Source organism: Tenacibaculum ovolyticum DSM 18103 (assembly GCF_000430545.1).
Lineage (GTDB): Bacteria > Bacteroidota > Bacteroidia > Flavobacteriales > Flavobacteriaceae > Polaribacter > Polaribacter ovolyticus.
In genome coordinates this window covers 323566-340702 of sequence record NZ_KE387164.1, presented here as the reverse complement: position 1 = coordinate 340702, position 17137 = coordinate 323566, and the positions used below count along the sequence as shown (strand labels likewise).

Genomic DNA, 17137 nt, shown 5'->3' with positions numbered 1-17137 from the left:
TATAGTATTATCATTTTATTCTTTAAATGAATTCCACCCTTGCGCTTTTAATTCAATTTCTTGATTTGCTCGAGTTACTAAATTAATTCCCTGATTTTCTTCTACTATATGACCAATAATTGAAAAATTAGGGTTTGCCTTTATCTTGTCAAACTCAGCAATAGGAACAGTAAATAACAATTCATAATCTTCACCGCCACTTAAAGCAATCATTGTACTATCCATTTTAAACTCTTCAGATGTAGAAATTACTTGTGGATCTAATGGTAATTTATCTTCATAAATCTTACACCCTACTTTACTTTGCGTACAAATGTGCATAATTTCAGATGACAATCCATCAGATATATCAATCATCGATGTAGGTTTTACTTCTATCTCTTTTAATAATTCAGAAATATCCTTTCTAGCCTCAGGTTTTAACTGACGCTCAATTAAATAAGTATAATTATCTAAGTCTGGCTGATTTTCAGGATTCACCTGAAATACTTGTTTCTCTCTTTCTAAAACCTGTAAACCAAGATACGCACCACCTAAATCTCCTGAAACAACTATTAAATCGGTAGCCTTTGCTCCGTTTCTATATACAATGTCTTCTTTTTTTGCAGTTCCTATTGCCGTAACAGAAATTAACATTCCTTTGGTAGACGATGTTGTATCTCCTCCAATTAAATCTACATTATAAGTATCACATGCCAACTGAATACCAGCATACAATTCTTCTAAAGCCTCTAAAGGAAATCTATTTGAAACAGCTATTGAGACTGTAATTTGCTCAGCAACTCCATTCATTGCGTATACATCTGATAAATTTACCATTACAGCTTTATAGCCTAAATGCTTTAAAGGCATATAACTTAAATCGAAATGTACACCTTCTACCAACAAATCAGTAGTTACTAATAACTCTTTATCTGACGGACTAATAACTGCAGCATCATCTCCAACTCCTTTATTCGTTGACGAATTATATATTTTAAAATGCTTTGTTAAGTGGTTAATTAACCCAAACTCTCCCAGTTCAGCTAATGATGTTCTTTCTTGGTTTTTATCTTCTAACATCTTGCAAAGATAATAACAAGTACTTAAATAAGATAAATCTTCAACTTCTTTTAAAATAAATCTAAAATTTAAAATATTTCAGCATTAAAACGGTTCTTTCTTTTAAAGAAACAAGTAATTTTCACACAATAAAATTGTGATGGTAATTATTTTAACAACCAAAATTATTTCTTTCAATACAATTTTCACAAATTTTAACCGTAATACTAATTGAATTAACAGATTTTATCAAAATGAACAACTAGTTCCTTAATTAATTTTTAACTTTAGCTTTTTCAAAACTAATTATTATGAGTAGTCACATTAAATCAATCATTTATCTTACTTTACTTTTATCTATATTTTCTTGTACTTCTACCATAAAAATAGATGACGATAGAGATGATGATAAAATAGCTAATACTACAGATAACTGCCCAGACATAGCTAATGAAGACCAATTAGATACTGACAATGATGGTATAGGTAATGCTTGTGATGATGATGATGATAATGATGGGGTAAAAGATATTGATGACAATTGTCCGTTAATTGCAAATCCTGATCAGTTAGATACTGATAATGATGGGAAAGGTGATGTGTGTGATAGTGCTGAGGCTGATAACGATTCGGATGGAATAGCAAACACTGTAGACAACTGTCCTGACTTTGCAAACCCTGATCAAAAAGATAGTGATAATGACGGAAAAGGTGATGTATGTGACGATACTCCTACGGGGAATAAAGTTCCTTGCGTTTCTGGAAAAGCAGGAATATATCCTTGTAATAATTACGACTTACTTTTACACATACCTCTAAGTACTTTTGGAGCTACCGAAGGAAATGATTCTTGGGGATGGACAGACGCTACAACCAATAAAGAATACGCAATAATGGGAGTGGAAAACGGGACTGTTTTTATTGATATAAGCGATACTAATAACCCTACATATCTTGGTAAATTACCTACAGCAACTGTAAACAGTTCTTGGCACGACGTAAAAGTTTATAAAGACCATGCTTTTATTGTAAGCGAAGCAAGTAACCACGGAATGCAAGTTTTTGATTTAACAAAATTGAGAAATGTAGCTAATGCTCCAGAAACTTTTACCGCTGATGCGCATTTTACAGAGTTTGGACGCGCTCACAATATCGTAATTAATGAAGATTCTGGTTATGCATATCCAGTAGGAACGAAATTAAATGGAACACCTTTAAACAATGGAGGTCCTTTATTTATTAATATACAAGACCCTAAAAACCCAGTAAAGGAAGGAGAATGGGGAACCGACAATTATAGTCACGATGCACAAGTTGTTATTTATGATGGCCCTGATACTGATTACACAGGTAAAGAAATTTTAATAGGCAGCAATGAAAATGAAGTTGTTATTGTAGATATTAGTGATAAATCGAATCCAAAAAATATCTCTAAAATATCGTATGCAAATGTTGGATATACGCACCAAGGCTGGTTTACAAATGATAAAAAATATTTTATTTTAGGTGATGAGTTAGATGAACAAAATTTTGGAAATAAAACAAGAAATATAATTTTTGATTTTACAGATTTAGACAACCCTGTTGAGCATTTTTCTTATACAGGTCCAACAGCAGCTATAGATCATAACGGATATATAAAAGACAACACTTTTTATTTAGCGAACTACACAGCAGGTGTTCGTTTTATCGATATTAGTGCTATTGAAAGTAAAACAATAACAGAAACTGGCTATTTTGACACTTATATAGATAATGATGCCGCAAATTTTAATGGTGTTTGGAATGTATACCCTTATTTTAATAGCGGTAAAATTGTAGTGAGTGATATTAATAGCGGTTTATTTATTTTACAAAAGCAATAAATGTTAAAAAAAACCTCAACTCTTTTAGTCATAATATTTGCAATAATTAGCTGTAATAATGATGTTGACCAACTACCAAACGTTGTTAAAAATCCAACACTAGGTTTTGCAAAAACCTTAGGAGGAACAAAAAATGAAGTAGCTAGAAGTGTTATTCAAACTTCTGATAACGGATATGTTGTTTTAGGATTTACCCAAAGTATTGATGGTGATGTTTCAACAACAAAAACAAATGTACAATATGATTATTGGGTTTTAAAGTTTGATAAAAACGATAAATTACTATGGCAAAAAACATATGGTGGTTCTAAAGATGAAAAGGCATATCAAATAATTAAAACTAACGATAATGGCTTTGCTATTATTGGTTACAACAAAAGTAACGATGGCGATTTAAGCGCTAACGAAGGTTTTGAAGACATTTGGATATTAAAACTAAACGCTAACGGCGATATTCTTTGGAAAACAAATACTGGTTTTTCTGGAACAGATAAGGGCCTTAGTATTATTCAAACAAATGATAATGGTTTTTTTATTGGAAGCCTTTTAGATGTAACCGCCTCTGGAGGCTTAGGAAATGCCCGATCTGCTGCTAGACGACATGCGGGAGGTGATTATTGGGGTATTAAACTAAACTCATCAGGAAATATTGAATGGCGAAAATATTTTGGAGGCACAAATACCGAAACTTGTTACGGAGTTACCGAAACTTCTGATGGCTATTTAATGATTGGCGCATCAGATAGTGTTGATGTTGACATAAAAAACAACAAAGGTTCTTATGATTTTTGGATTGTTAAAATTGATAAATCAGGAACGCTTCTTTGGGAAAAATCTTTTGGAGGAAGTGAGATTGACGAAGCCAGAGCAATTACACCTACCAATGATGGAAATTTCATTATTATTGGAGATACTCGTAGTGAAAACAAAGATGTTTTAAAAAACAACGGTGGAGCAGATCTTTGGATTATCAAAATAAATACTAATGGAGATTTAATTTGGGAAAAAAATTACGGAGGCTCTAGTTTTGATGTAGGACGATCAGTTCATAAAACACTAGATGGTGGCTTTCTTATTTCAGGGAGTTCAAGAAGTTCTGACAATGGATTAACCAATAAAGGTCAAAACGATGCTTGGATCCTTAAAATAGACAACAACGGAAATCAACAGTGGCAACAAACAGTTGGAGGTACAGAAATCGATTTTTGCTATGATGCTATTGAATTGGCAAACGGAACAATTATTGCGGTTGGAGAAAGCAGTAGTAACAATCAAGACATAACAGTTAACAAAGGTTTTTCAGACCTATTAATTATCAAATTGAAATAAAAATGAAACAATATTTAATCCTATTCTTAAGTTTAGCCCTTTTTTCATGCAGTTCTGATAACGACGAACTAATCAAAGAAGTTTCTGTTAAAATAAAATTCTCTCAAAATTGGGATGGTACCACAATTGAAAAATCAGATTTAGCTAACACAAAATTCACCAATAAACTAGGAACGAAACTTTCAATTGAAAAATTACGTTATTTAGTATCTAAAATGACATTGACTAATGGCTCTAATGAAGCAACTGTTTTTGATGACTACAAATTAGTCGATTTAAGTGATAGCGAAAGCTTAATACACAGTTCAACATTAAAAATATCTGAAGGAACCTATAATTTATCAATGACTTTTGGCTTTAATAATGATGATAATTATAAAGCAGAAGGTTATCAAGATTTAAATTCAGCTTCTTGGAATGTACCAGATATGTTGGGTGGTGGTTACCACTACATGCAAATGGAAGGTAAGTTTCTTAATAAAGATATAGAAGAACAAGGTTTTGCTTACCATGCTATTAGAGCTGTGGACAAAACTGACCCTGTAAACTTAAAGTTTGATGATACTTTTTTTACAGTAGACCTAGGAGTAATTTCTATTAAAAACAATGCTACTGTTGAAATTAAAATGAATGCTGCTGAATGGTTTAGAAACCCTAATGATTGGGATTTAAATGAGCTAAATTCTATGCTAATGCCAAATTTTGAAGCTCAAAAATTAATGTCTGCAAACGGTAAAAATGGCGTTTTTAGCTTAGGTACAATTACTCAATAAACTTATATGATAAAAAGGAGTATATATATATTGTTTCTTCTTCTTTTAACGAATTGTTCGTCAAAAGAAGAAGAAATTTACACTCCAACATCTGCATCTTTAAAAATACCTACCCTTTTTCAACAAAAATTAATTGCTCCAGTTATTCCTACTAGCAATGCGCTAACAGAAGAAGGTATCGCACTCGGTAAGAAATTGTTTTTTGACAAAATACTATCTAAAGACAATACACAATCATGTGCCACTTGTCACGACCCTAAAAAAGCTTTTACTGATAGTGATCGTTTTAGTGATGGTATTGATGGTAAACTCGGTATTCGTAACTCAATGCCTTTATTTAATTTAGCATGGAACTTTGATGAGCGTTTTACTTGGGACGGAAAAGAGTTAAGTCTCGAAAGACAAGCTTTAGAGCCTGTTAGAAATCCTATTGAAATGCATAGTAAATGGACTAATGTTGCTCAAAAAATTAAAGAACACTCTGAATATCCTACTCTTTTTAAAGAAGCTTTCGGTAATGTAAAAATCGATTCTACTTTAATTACTAAAGCACTCGCTCAGTTCGAAAGAACATTAATTTCAGGTAATTCAAAATTTGACAGGCACCTATTAGGAAAAACGCAGTTAAGCCCAGAAGAACAGAATGGTTTTGATGTTTTTATGGATGAAACTCGTGGAGATTGCTTTCATTGTCACGGAAGCAACAACAACCCATTATGGACAGATAACAAATTTCATAATAATGGTTTAGACGCTGTATTAACAGACTTAGGTTTAGGTAAAGTTACTGGAGACCCGAATGACAACGGAAAATTTAAAACTCCATCAATTCGTAATTTAAAATTTACAGCGCCTTACATGCACGACGGTCGTTTTAATACGCTAGATGAAGTAATTGATCATTATTCAACAGGTTTAAAATCTTCACCTACGATAGACCCTTTAATGAAAAAAGTGAAACAAGGAGGTGTAAATATTACCAATAAAGACAAGGCAGACTTAAAAGCTTTTTTACTTTCTCTTTCTGACAACGATTTTGTTAATAACCTAAATTTTCAAGAAGAATAAAAAACTTATTTCAGCACACAACGAAAGGCTATGCAATAAAGTAAGACTTATATCGTATATTTGCAGTTCATTTAGATTTAATCTATTTTAAATTATGATAAAAGTTTCAGACACAGCAAAAAAGAAGGTCATTGAATTAATGACAGACGACGGCTTTGATGCTACAAACGATTTTGTTCGAGTAGGTGTTAAAAGCGGCGGTTGTTCAGGCTTATCATACGACTTAACATTTGATAAAAGCACTCAAGAAAACGACAAAGTTTTCGAAGAGAATAATGTAAAAATTGTTGTCGATAAAAAAAGTTTTTTATACCTAGTAGGAACTACCTTAGAATATTCTGGTGGTTTGAACGGAAAAGGATTTGTATTTAACAACCCCAATGCAAACCGCACATGTGGTTGCGGGGAAAGTTTTTCTTTATAACATTACATCTCAATTTTATGAGCAAGTATACCGAAGACGATTTAAGAGAAGAGTTAAAAACCAAAGAATATGAATATGGTTTTTATACTGATATTGAAAGTGAAACCTTTGCAAAAGGGTTAAATGAAGATGTGGTTCGTGCTATATCTAAAAAGAAAAACGAACCAGAATGGATGACTGAATGGCGTATAGAGGCATTTAGAGTTTGGGAAAAAATGGAAGAACCAGAATGGGCTAATGTTCATTATGAAAAACCAAAATTTCAAGACATAGCATACTATTCTGCACCAAAAGAAAAACCAAAATTAAATAGTTTAGATGAAGTTGATCCAGAATTATTGGATACTTTTAAACGTTTAGGTATTTCTTTAGATGAGCAAAAGAAATTAGCCAATGTAGCTGTTGATATTGTAATGGACTCTGTTTCTGTTGCAACAACATTCAAAGAAACATTAGGTAAAAAAGGTATTATTTTTATGCCTATTTCTGAAGCAATTCAAGAACACCCTGAATTAGTAAAGAAATATTTAGGTACTGTTGTACCAACTACCGATAATTTTTATGCCGCATTAAATTCTGCAGTATTTTCTGACGGATCATTCTGTTACATTCCTAAAGGTGTTCGTTGCCCGATGGAATTATCAACATACTTTAGAATTAATGAAGGTGGAACTGGTCAATTCGAAAGAACTTTAGTTGTTGCTGACAAAGGAAGTTACGTTTCGTATTTAGAAGGTTGTACAGCACCAAGTAGAGATGAGAATCAATTACACGCAGCTGTGGTTGAATTAATAGCTTTAGATGATTCAGAAATCAAATATTCTACAGTTCAAAATTGGTACCCTGGAAATGCAGAGGGGAAAGGTGGTGTATACAATTTCGTTACAAAAAGAGCCATTTGCGAAACTAATGCAAAAGTATCTTGGACACAGGTTGAAACAGGATCTGCTGTTACTTGGAAATACCCTAGTTGTATATTGAAAGGAAACAATTCAGTTGGTGAATTTTATTCAATTGCAGTAACCAACAACTATCAGCAAGCGGATACAGGAACTAAAATGATTCACTTAGGAAAAAACACTAAGTCAACTATTATTTCTAAAGGAATATCAGCGGGGAAATCACAAAATAGTTATAGAGGTTTAGTTCAAATCGGACCACGTGCAGAAAATGCTCGTAACTTCTCTCAATGTGATTCTTTATTAATGGGTAATGAATGTGGTGCACACACGTTTCCATATATCGAAACAAAAAACAAATCGGCACAGATAGAACACGAAGCTACAACTAGTAAGATTGGTGAAGATCAATTATTTTATTGTAATCAACGTGGAATTGATACCGAAAAGGCAATTGCTTTAATTGTTAACGGGTTTAGTAAAGAAGTATTAAACAAACTACCAATGGAGTTCGCTGTAGAAGCCCAAAAGTTATTAGAAATATCTTTAGAAGGTTCTGTAGGATAATCGATAAAAGTTAACAAATGAAAAATGTATTTTTATTATTTCTAGGTTTAGCAATTATAGGTTGTAAAAACACAGAAAAAAAAGAAGAGAAAACGGTTGAGAAAAAAGCAAAAGTAGTGTTGCATCAATTAGTAGGTGGATCTATTCTAGTTAAAAAATTAGAAGTTTTTTCTCAAGATACAACTTACACAGGGCAAACAAAACAATTTACGGATGCTTATTATGTAATTTCTCACCCAAAAGGGAATTTAATGTGGGATGCTGGTTTACCTGAAAACTTAGTAGTTCCTGAGCCTTTTCATGAACCAAGTGGTGTTTTTGCAGTGCAAAGACCCGATTCATTAGCAAACCAATTAAAAACTATTGGATTTAAAATTGAAGATTTTAAATACTTTGCAATGTCTCATTCTCATTTCGATCATACAGGCCATGCAAATTACATGAAAGAAGCTACATGGTTAGTACAAGAAAATGAATACAATGCTGTGGCTTCTGACACGTTAAAAACTAAAAACACTGCTGTTATTTCACTTAAAAAGGTGAAAAAACTAAATGGTGATTATGATGTTTTTGGCGACGGAACAGTTGTTATAAAATATATGCCAGGACATACAGTTGGTCATCAAGTATTATATATAGATTTAGGTTTAGAAAAACCAATTTTATTAACTGGTGATTTATATCATTTTGAAGAGAATAGGACAAATAAAGGAGTTCCTTCTTTTAATTATGACGTAAAACAAACATTAGAAAGCATGGATAAGTTTGAATCTTTTGCAAAAGAAAAAAATGCAGAGGTAATTATTCAACACTCTCCAAAGAGCTTTCAAAGATTAGAGGAAATATTAAAAAATTAAAACCACGCTTATAGCCAAAAGCTAAAAGCAAATAGCATATCAAGAATGTTAAAAATAGAAAACTTACACGCTAATATAGAAGATAAATCAATCTTAAAAGGATTGAATTTAGAAGTTAAAGCCGGTGAAATTCACGCAATAATGGGGCCAAATGGTGCTGGAAAAAGTACTTTAGCCAATGTTATCGCTGGAAAAGAAGAGTACGAGGTTACTGATGGTTTAATAGAGTTAAACGGAGAAGATATTAGTGAGTTAGCTCCTGAAGAAAGAGCACATAATGGTGTGTTTTTATCATTCCAATACCCTGTAGAAATCCCTGGAGTTTCTGTAACTAACTTTATTAAAACTGCAATTAACGAAAACCGTAAAGCAAAAGGTTTAGAAGACATGCCTGCAAAAGACATGTTAAAAATGATTCGTGAGAAATCTGAATTATTAGAAATAGACCGTAAGTTTTTATCTCGTTCTTTAAACCAAGGGTTTTCTGGTGGTGAAAAGAAACGTAATGAGATTTTTCAAATGGCAATGTTAGAGCCTAAATTAGCAATTTTAGATGAAACCGATTCTGGTTTAGATATTGATGCTTTACGTATTGTAGCTAATGGTGTAAACAAATTAAAGTCTAAAGACAATGCGGTAATTGTAATTACACACTACCAGCGTTTATTAGATTATATCGTTCCCGATTTTGTACACGTATTATACGATGGTAAAATTGTAAAGTCAGGAGATGCTTCTTTAGCTTTAGAATTAGAAGCTAAAGGATATGATTGGATTAAAGAAGAAGTTAATTCTTAAGAAACAATGGAGTTAAAAGAAAAACTAACCGCATCATACGTCGCTTTTGAAAATGGCGTAAACGTTAATTCTGATGTACACGATATTAGAACTAAAGCGTTACAAAATTTTGAAGAATTAGGCTTTCCTACTAAGAAATTAGAAGCTTGGAAATACACCTCTTTAAAATCTGTATTAAAACAAGATTATAGCATTTTTCCAAATTCGGAAGCTGCTATAGATTTAGCTGATGTAAAGAAATATTTCATCCATGATATTGACACCTATAAAATTGTGTTTATCGACGGAAAATATAGTTCTTTCTTATCAGATACAACACACGATACTATAGATGTCTGCTTAATGTCTTCGGCATTAACAAAGTCAAAATATAAAGCTATCATTGAAAACTATTTTAATAAAATAGCAAAGCAAGACAATTTAACTTCATTAAACACAGCGTTTGCAAACGAAGGTGCATATATACACATTCCTAAAAATGTTGAAGTTGAAAAGCCTATACAAATTATTAGTTTCACGACTGGTTCTGAAGATGCTACCTTAACACAGCCTCGTAATTTAATTGTTGCTGAACAAAATGCACATGTTCAAATTATTGAACGTCATCAAAGTTTAACTTCTAATCCTGTTTTAACAAATTCAGTAACTGAAGTTTTTGCAGCAAAAGATGCAACTGTAGATATTTATAAGATACAGAATGATCATGAGAATGCTTCTTTGGTAGATAATTGTTACATAGAGCAAAAATCAAACAGTATTGTTTCTGTTCACACGTTTTCTTTTGGAGGAAATATTACACGTAATAATTTAAACTTTTATCAAAGAGGAGAATATATTGACTCTATATTAAAAGGTATTACAATTACAGAAGGGAAACAACATGTAGACCATCATACTTTAGTACATCATATTGAGCCAAATTGTGAATCTCATCAAGATTATAAAGGGATTTACGACGATCGTTCTACAGCTGTTTTTAACGGAAAAGTTGTTGTTGAAAAAGAAGCTCAGAAAACAAATGCTTATCAACAAAACAATAATGTTTTAGTAAGTGATAAAGCTACCATTAATGCAAAACCTCAATTAGAAATTTTTGCTGATGATGTAAAATGTTCTCACGGTTGTACTATCGGACAACTAGATGAAGATGCTTTATTTTACATGCAACAACGTGGTATTCCAAAGAAAGAAGCAAAAGCATTATTAATGTATGCATTTGCAAATACAGTTTTAGAAAGCGTAAAAATACCAGAAGTAAAGAAGCGTATTAATAAATTAATCGCAAAAAAACTAGGTGTTAGTATTGGTTTTGACTTATAAGATTATAATTACAACATAAGTAAAATCCCTTCTTGAGTTTTCAAGAAGGGATTTTTGTTTATTTCAATTATAAGTTAATCTTACTCTATAATAAATCGTTTACTTGTTGTTGTAAAATCATTTTTAATTCTTAGTATGTATATACCAGAATTAACGTTATCAACATTAATTGCTGTATTTTCATTAACACTACCATTTTTAACAACTTGACCTAACATATTTATAATACTATATGAAGCTCCCGAAAGATTTCTCTTAGGTCCTAAAACTCTTAGTAAATTTCCTTTTTTAAGTGGACTTGGTGCTATTTTAATAGAAGTAAATAAGCCTTCATCTTCATCTCCTAAGACATCAATTCTTGAAGTAAGTGATTCTGTTAAAGCAATAGCATTTCCACAAGATCCTTCATATATTTTAACATTCGAAAAAGTAGAATTATTTCCTGATCCGCCATCATTATCATTAATGAATACTAACCTATCCATATTTCCAGTATATGAACTCCCAATAGGAATTATATATGTTTTATTACCATTTACATAATTATCAAAATTAGTAACTCCGTAATTTTGTGTACCATGAACTTTAAAATACCTACTTGGTGTTAAACTATTATCATCTTCAAAACCAATTCCATGAATTTCACCCTCTGAAGTACTACTGAATTCAAATTCAATTACAGTAGATGAAGTAACAGTATAGTTAAATGGAATATATTTCCATGTATTATTGGTTAATACTAATTTTTTTCCATCAGAACTTACTGAAGAATTACCTGAAGAATCTTGGTTTGAAAATCCAGTAATAGTGAAATTATTAAAATTTAATGCTTCACACGTAGGATCAGGAACACTTCCTCCTGAAGACAATGATACGTTATCAATAGCAATATCACTAGACCAACCAGCACCTGTAGTTCCTACAAATCTTAATCTAACTTTAGATTTTCCTAAATATGAATTCAAATTAACAGATACATCATTCCATTGATTACCTTTATTACCTGAATCACTCCATATGTTAGTCCAAGTTGTTCCATTAGTAGATGCTTCTAATTTTAATGTTCCTACGTTAGTACCAAACATATGATTATTAAAAGAAAAAGTAGCCGAAGATACTGTTGAAAGATTAAAACAAGGGCTTTGTAATATTGCTGTTGCGTTTGCTCCTATTTGACCTGCACTATTATTTGATGAAGCTTCTAAAAACATGTAATAAGAACCGTTTGAACCTGAACTTGGTCCTGTTCCTGAAGATGGAGTTCCAGAGGCATCTCTTGTCCAATTACCATCATCTCCAGTAACTTGAGTCCAAGCATCACTTGATTCAAAACTCTCAGAATAAGGAAAAGAACTAACTGTTGAACTACAAGTAGGATCTGGGTCTGGATCAGGATTACCACCTCCATTATCAACACCATTACTTGGCATAGCGCTTCCAATAGAACTGATTAAATTATCAGATCTACCATTAGATCCGTTAGGACAACCACCCGTGTTATGTATTGCAATTACCAAATTAGAATTGTAATCTAAAACAGGTGAACCTGAACTTCCACCTTCTGTATCAGCAAAATACGTTACTTGCCTTCCTGAGCCAGTAGAACTTGATGAAACTCTTGAAAATCCACCAGCACTTGGATCAGTATCTGTCTTAACAGAAATTTCTTTTCTTCTTCCTCCAGGGTGTTGTGGAATGTAAATTCTATTTCCTACAGATGTAGCTACAGAACTTAAACTAAGATATCCATATGTATTGGTAGGGTTTACAGGTAGCTTTACCAATGTATAATCTAAACTAGAACTAGTTTTTATAAGTGTAGACGATGAAGCAACAACATCTCTTGTTGCATTAGTACTCCCTGTACAGTTTTCATATTGATAATTGAAAATAAAGTCGGTATTTTGAGCATCAGAAGCAGACCCTATACAATGATTATTTGTCATTAGATTTCCTTCACTACCAAGTAACCACCCAGTACATAGTGAGCTTCCTCCTATTAACAATCGACAAACAGCCTTCGCTTTTTCATACATTTCTGTTCCTTTATAACAAGCAATTCGTTCCTTATTATCAACTGAACAGATAGACCTATTAAGATCTGTATTATTCATAACTATTCTCATCATTTTCTTTTCACTATATCCATAAGCTACTTTTGAAATTTCAAAACCATGATGCTTGTCTGATTTCCCAAAAGAATACAACTTAAGGTCAATTTTATCATCAAATAATACTTTTGACCAAAAATCACTGATCATTGTATTTTCACTATCAATGATTTTTCCTTGTTCACCATAAATTAGAACCTCATCACTATTGCTTCCTTTTATTTCGATATAATCGCCTGGAGCAAGATCAAAACTTTCAAAATATAATTTGATGTAGGACGCGTTTTTGGAATAAAATTCTTTCTGGTAAACTAATTCAGCTTTTTGTTGCTGTTTTCGAGAGAGACTTCTCTTAAACTTTTGATAAGTTTTGGTTACTTTGATATCAGAGTCAAACTCATCACCAATTTTAATTTTTTTCTGAGCACTTAAATTTATTGCACAGAGGGAAATAGCAGTGATTAACACTGCATTTAGAAAATGATTTTTCATTTTTGAAGGGTGTATTTAATTATTAAACTTCCGCTAATCTACTAAAAACCAACACACAAACAAACTAAAAAATTGAAATTATTATTTCATAATCAACAAACCTCAGCATAAGTTTCAATAAATAAAATAGCAAATAATAATTTTTACTTATTTATTCTGTAATGTTTTTAAAAGTGCTTCGTCCAAACTAATGAAATAATTAAAATGTAAAACTAGAAAAAATGCGAAAAATTATTATACTCTTCTGCTTACTATTTATTAGTATTCAATCAGAAGCACAAACAGATGTATTTAATGCGCTTCTTAAAACTTATGTTAGTAAAGAAGGTAATGTAGACTATAAAGGCTTGCGAAAAAACCGTGCTTTATTAGACCTATATTTAAAGCATTTAGAAAAAACCGTACCTGGAAAAAAATGGTCTGCTACAAAAGCAAAAGCTTTTTGGATTAATGCTTACAATGCATATACAATTAAACTAATTTTAGATAGCTATCCATTAAAAAAGATAACTGACATTAAAAGAAAAGGTAGAAATGCCTGGAAAATTCCATTTGCTGTTATCGGTAAAAAAACATATTCTCTTGACTATATTGAACATAAAATATTACGTCGTTGGCATGATGATCCGAGAATTCATGTAGCTATAAATGCAGCTTCTAAATCAGGACCTCGTTTTGCTAACTATGCTTTTACAACTAAAAACATTGAGACTAAACTAGAAGCTTTAATGAAAGAGTTCATCAACGACACTACTAAAAACAAAATATCTTCTGGTAAAATTGAAGTTTCTAAGATGTTTGAGTGGTATCAAGAGGACTTTACAATAAAACACTCATTAGTAGATTATATAAATAAATATTCTGATATTCAAGTTAATGATGGTGCTGAAGTTGTTTACATGAAATATAACTGGGATTTAAACGGAAAATAATACATCATACCCTTCCTATAAAATTGAATAATTCCCTAAAAAAAGAACGAAGAACCTTTAAAAGTTCTTCGTTCTTTTTTTTAAAACCACATACATTTACAACTCTAAAGACATTAAAACCATTCTTAACTCCATATAACTATAACTTTTTGATACTTTTTCTTTCAAATCTGTTAAGCTTTTAAATTCTACATTTTCAATAGCATTTACCATTTTAGTGTATTTTTTTAATGGAATAATTTCTAGAACATCAATATCACCATCAGGAATAAAACTAGCTAAATGGCTTTCTATTGTATTAATTGTTAATCCTCTTTTTGTTGCTATTTCTTTAGCTGATAAACCATCTTTAAAAAGCTTAAAGGTTACTTGTCTTGTTGGTACTTTATCTTCTTTTGGTATTTCTTCTTGCTGTTTAATTCCTTGTTTTTTACAATAGTTACTTACTGCGTCTAAAATTACACCTCCATATTTCTGAACCCTAATTTTCCCCATTCCATCAACTTTCAGTAGTTCTTTGGCTGTTTTAGGCAAACTATCACAAATAGCATATAAGGTTTTTTGTGTAAAAATCTGAAAATGTGGAATACCTTCCTTTTTTGAAATTTCATCTCTTAATTCACGTAAACTTAATGCTATAATAGGATCTCTAGAAGATGTTATTTTCTTTTTCTTGGGCTTTTCTACATTTTGTAAAACAGCATTTGCTCTCACTTGTAAATAATCTTCAACCTGAAATCCATTCTTTAACTTAAGAAAACAAAATAGTTTAATAGATAATAAGTCTTGTAGCGTATAAATTTGTTTCTCTAAATCTTTTTGAACAGCTTTATTATCTGTAGAAAATGAAATTCCACTTAAAGGCTTTTTAATAAACTCTTCAGTTTGTTTAATAAAATAATCAATTGCTTTAATAAATCGTTCATTAATGGCATCACTATTCTCTGCTAAAATATCATCTTCGGAGAGTTGTTGCAACTGAATTTTAAATCCATTAGCAACTTTTAATAAAGGAACAATTCCGCTATCTTTAATCGTTTCTAAATGGTTGATCATAATACCATTTAAACTCGTTTGATTTTTATAATATATATCAATAGCTCTTGTTGTTGGATATAAAAAAGCTCTAAAATCGAATAACTCTGAAATTAAGTTAAGTTGATATCTTTTTTCTGACTCACTTAAAACTGTTTCATCAGGAACGTTTTCGTGTACATTCTTATTAAAAGAATCTACCGTTCTATCATTTATAATAGAACTATTTCTAATCTGTGTTTTTAAAACAATCCCTTCTAAAGAAGTACATCTACTTAAAGCGACGTACGTTTGCCCGTGTGCAAAGGAAGCTTCGGCATCAATAATTGCTTTTTCAAAGGTTAATCCTTGACTTTTATGAATGGTAATAGCCCACGCTAATCGTAATGGAATTTGAGTAAAAGAACCTGTAACTTCTTCTTTAATGTCTTTCGATTCTTCATCTATCGAATAATTAATATTCTCCCAAATTTCTTTTTTTGTTTCTATTTCATCATCATCATTCGGACATTTCACATAAATAAGATCATCATCAATCAAAGTTATTTTACCGATTTTCCCATTAAAATATCTTTTTTCTGGTGAGCTGTCATTTTTAATAAACATCACCTGGGCACCAACTTTTAACTCTAATTTATCGCTATTCGGATAGGCGTTTTCATTGAATTTACCCGATACCTCTGCTTTAAAAAAACTGCTCTTTTTCTTTAACTTATCTAACTCTAGCGTATTAATAGCATCGGCTCTTTTATTGTGGGTTGTTAAAGTAATGTATCCATCATTTTTTTGTGGCTCAAAATCTGGATTATATCTTTTATTTAAAATTGCAGCTGACTTTTCAGATAAAGAATCGTTTCTAATTTCATTTAAAATTTCGATAAACTCATCATTATCCTGTCTGTAAATTTTCTTTAACTCGATACTTACCGTATTCGATTCTTGAAATGCTCTACTACTAAAAAAATATACCGATTTATAATGTTCTTGAAGCAAGCTCCATTCATTAGGTCTTACAACTGGTGATAATTGTTGTAAATCTCCTATCATTAAAACCTGTGCTCCTCCAAAAACTTTGTTTTTATCTTTATACCTTCTTAAAACCTGATCTATACCATCTAACAAATCAGCTCTAACCATACTAATTTCATCAATAATCACAAGATCTAAAGATCTAATAATATCAATTTTTGCTTTACCAAATTTTCGTTGTTGGTTAGATGTATTTGCTATTTGGTTTGGTAGAATAGGACCAAACGGCATTTGAAAAAAAGAATGAATGGTAACTCCTTTTGCATTAATTGCAGCAACTCCTGTGGGTGCTACAATAACCAATCTTTTAAGCGATTCGTTTTTTATTTTATGTAAGAAAGTAGTTTTTCCAGTACCTGCTTTCCCTGTAATAAAAAGGTTTCTATCTGTTTTTTCTATAAACTGAATGGCAAGGTCTAATTCTTTATTTTCTATCATCACAAAAGGCTACTACAATTTTTTACTAATAAATGTAAAAGTACTTTTTTTAAGATAATATGTTGCTAAAATCGAGAGTGATCATTTTACTTTAATTTTTAATAATCAATCACAATGAAGTTACCTCAAATTAATTTCATAAAATAAACCCTACACGAA

At 31.3% G+C, this 17137-nt stretch carries 13 protein-coding genes and 1 pseudogene; 11 read left to right on the top strand and 3 right to left on the bottom strand.

Going from position 1 to position 17137, the window contains the following annotated elements:
* Positions 1-15: 15 nt before the first annotated feature.
* A complete protein-coding gene (thiL, locus tag H518_RS0116225; protein WP_028890045.1) occupies positions 16-1062 on the bottom strand; it encodes a thiamine-phosphate kinase in 1047 nt (348 codons plus the stop codon).
* 290 nt (positions 1063-1352) lie between these two features.
* On the opposite strand from thiL, the pseudogene H518_RS21575 reads away from it, so the two are divergent.
* The 10 genes and pseudogenes from H518_RS21575 to sufD form a co-directional block, all read left to right on the top strand.
* A pseudogene (locus H518_RS21575) lies at positions 1353-1493 on the top strand (hypothetical protein); the annotation flags it as partial.
* Entirely contained in the window at positions 1485-2906 is a 1422-nt protein-coding gene (locus tag H518_RS20075; protein WP_407635135.1) for a choice-of-anchor B family protein, read from the top strand. The pseudogene H518_RS21575 and the gene H518_RS20075, both read left to right, overlap by 9 nt.
* Positions 2907-4235 (top strand): hypothetical protein, encoded by a 1329-nt coding sequence (locus tag H518_RS0116215; protein ID WP_028890044.1) that lies wholly within the window; start codon positions 2907-2909, stop codon positions 4233-4235.
* A 2-nt stretch (positions 4236-4237) separates the two neighbouring features.
* Positions 4238-5008, top strand: a complete 771-nt coding sequence (locus H518_RS0116210; protein ID WP_043707127.1) for an MbnP family protein — start codon at positions 4238-4240, stop codon at positions 5006-5008.
* Between the two features lie 6 nt (positions 5009-5014).
* The gene (locus tag H518_RS0116205) at positions 5015-6076 is read left to right on the top strand and encodes a cytochrome-c peroxidase (protein ID WP_028890042.1); all 1062 of its coding nucleotides are present in this window, start codon (positions 5015-5017) and stop codon (positions 6074-6076) included.
* A 94-nt stretch (positions 6077-6170) separates the two neighbouring features.
* A complete protein-coding gene (locus H518_RS0116200; protein WP_028890041.1) occupies positions 6171-6500 on the top strand; it encodes a HesB/IscA family protein in 330 nt (109 codons plus the stop codon).
* 17 nt (positions 6501-6517) lie between these two features.
* On the top strand, positions 6518-7966 hold the full coding sequence (sufB, locus tag H518_RS0116195; RefSeq protein WP_028890040.1) for a Fe-S cluster assembly protein SufB: 1449 nt from the start codon (positions 6518-6520) through the stop codon (positions 7964-7966).
* Positions 7967-7983: 17 nt separating this feature from the next.
* Entirely contained in the window at positions 7984-8823 is an 840-nt protein-coding gene (locus H518_RS0116190) for an N-acyl homoserine lactonase family protein (RefSeq protein WP_028890039.1), read from the top strand.
* 45 nt (positions 8824-8868) lie between these two features.
* Complete coding sequence (sufC, locus tag H518_RS0116185; RefSeq protein ID WP_028890038.1) at positions 8869-9621, top strand: Fe-S cluster assembly ATPase SufC; 753 nt, start codon at positions 8869-8871, stop codon at positions 9619-9621.
* Between the two features lie 6 nt (positions 9622-9627).
* Complete coding sequence (gene sufD, locus H518_RS0116180) at positions 9628-10941, top strand: Fe-S cluster assembly protein SufD (RefSeq protein ID WP_028890037.1); 1314 nt, start codon at positions 9628-9630, stop codon at positions 10939-10941.
* Positions 10942-11021: 80 nt separating this feature from the next.
* Here the strand turns inward: sufD and H518_RS0116175 are convergent, their stop codons facing one another.
* Positions 11022-13544, bottom strand: coding sequence for a trypsin-like peptidase domain-containing protein (locus H518_RS0116175; RefSeq protein ID WP_028890036.1), 2523 nt, complete (start codon positions 13542-13544; stop codon positions 11022-11024).
* Positions 13545-13765: 221 nt separating this feature from the next.
* Between H518_RS0116175 and H518_RS0116170 the strand changes: the two genes are divergently transcribed.
* On the top strand, positions 13766-14476 hold the full coding sequence (locus H518_RS0116170; RefSeq protein ID WP_028890035.1) for a DUF547 domain-containing protein: 711 nt from the start codon (positions 13766-13768) through the stop codon (positions 14474-14476).
* A 96-nt stretch (positions 14477-14572) separates the two neighbouring features.
* On the opposite strand, the gene H518_RS0116165 is transcribed toward H518_RS0116170, so the two are convergent.
* Positions 14573-16978 carry a helix-turn-helix domain-containing protein gene (locus H518_RS0116165; RefSeq protein WP_028890034.1) on the bottom strand — a complete coding sequence of 802 codons (2406 nt, stop codon included), beginning with the start codon at positions 16976-16978 and terminating at the stop codon, positions 14573-14575.
* Positions 16979-17137 lie beyond the last annotated feature (159 nt).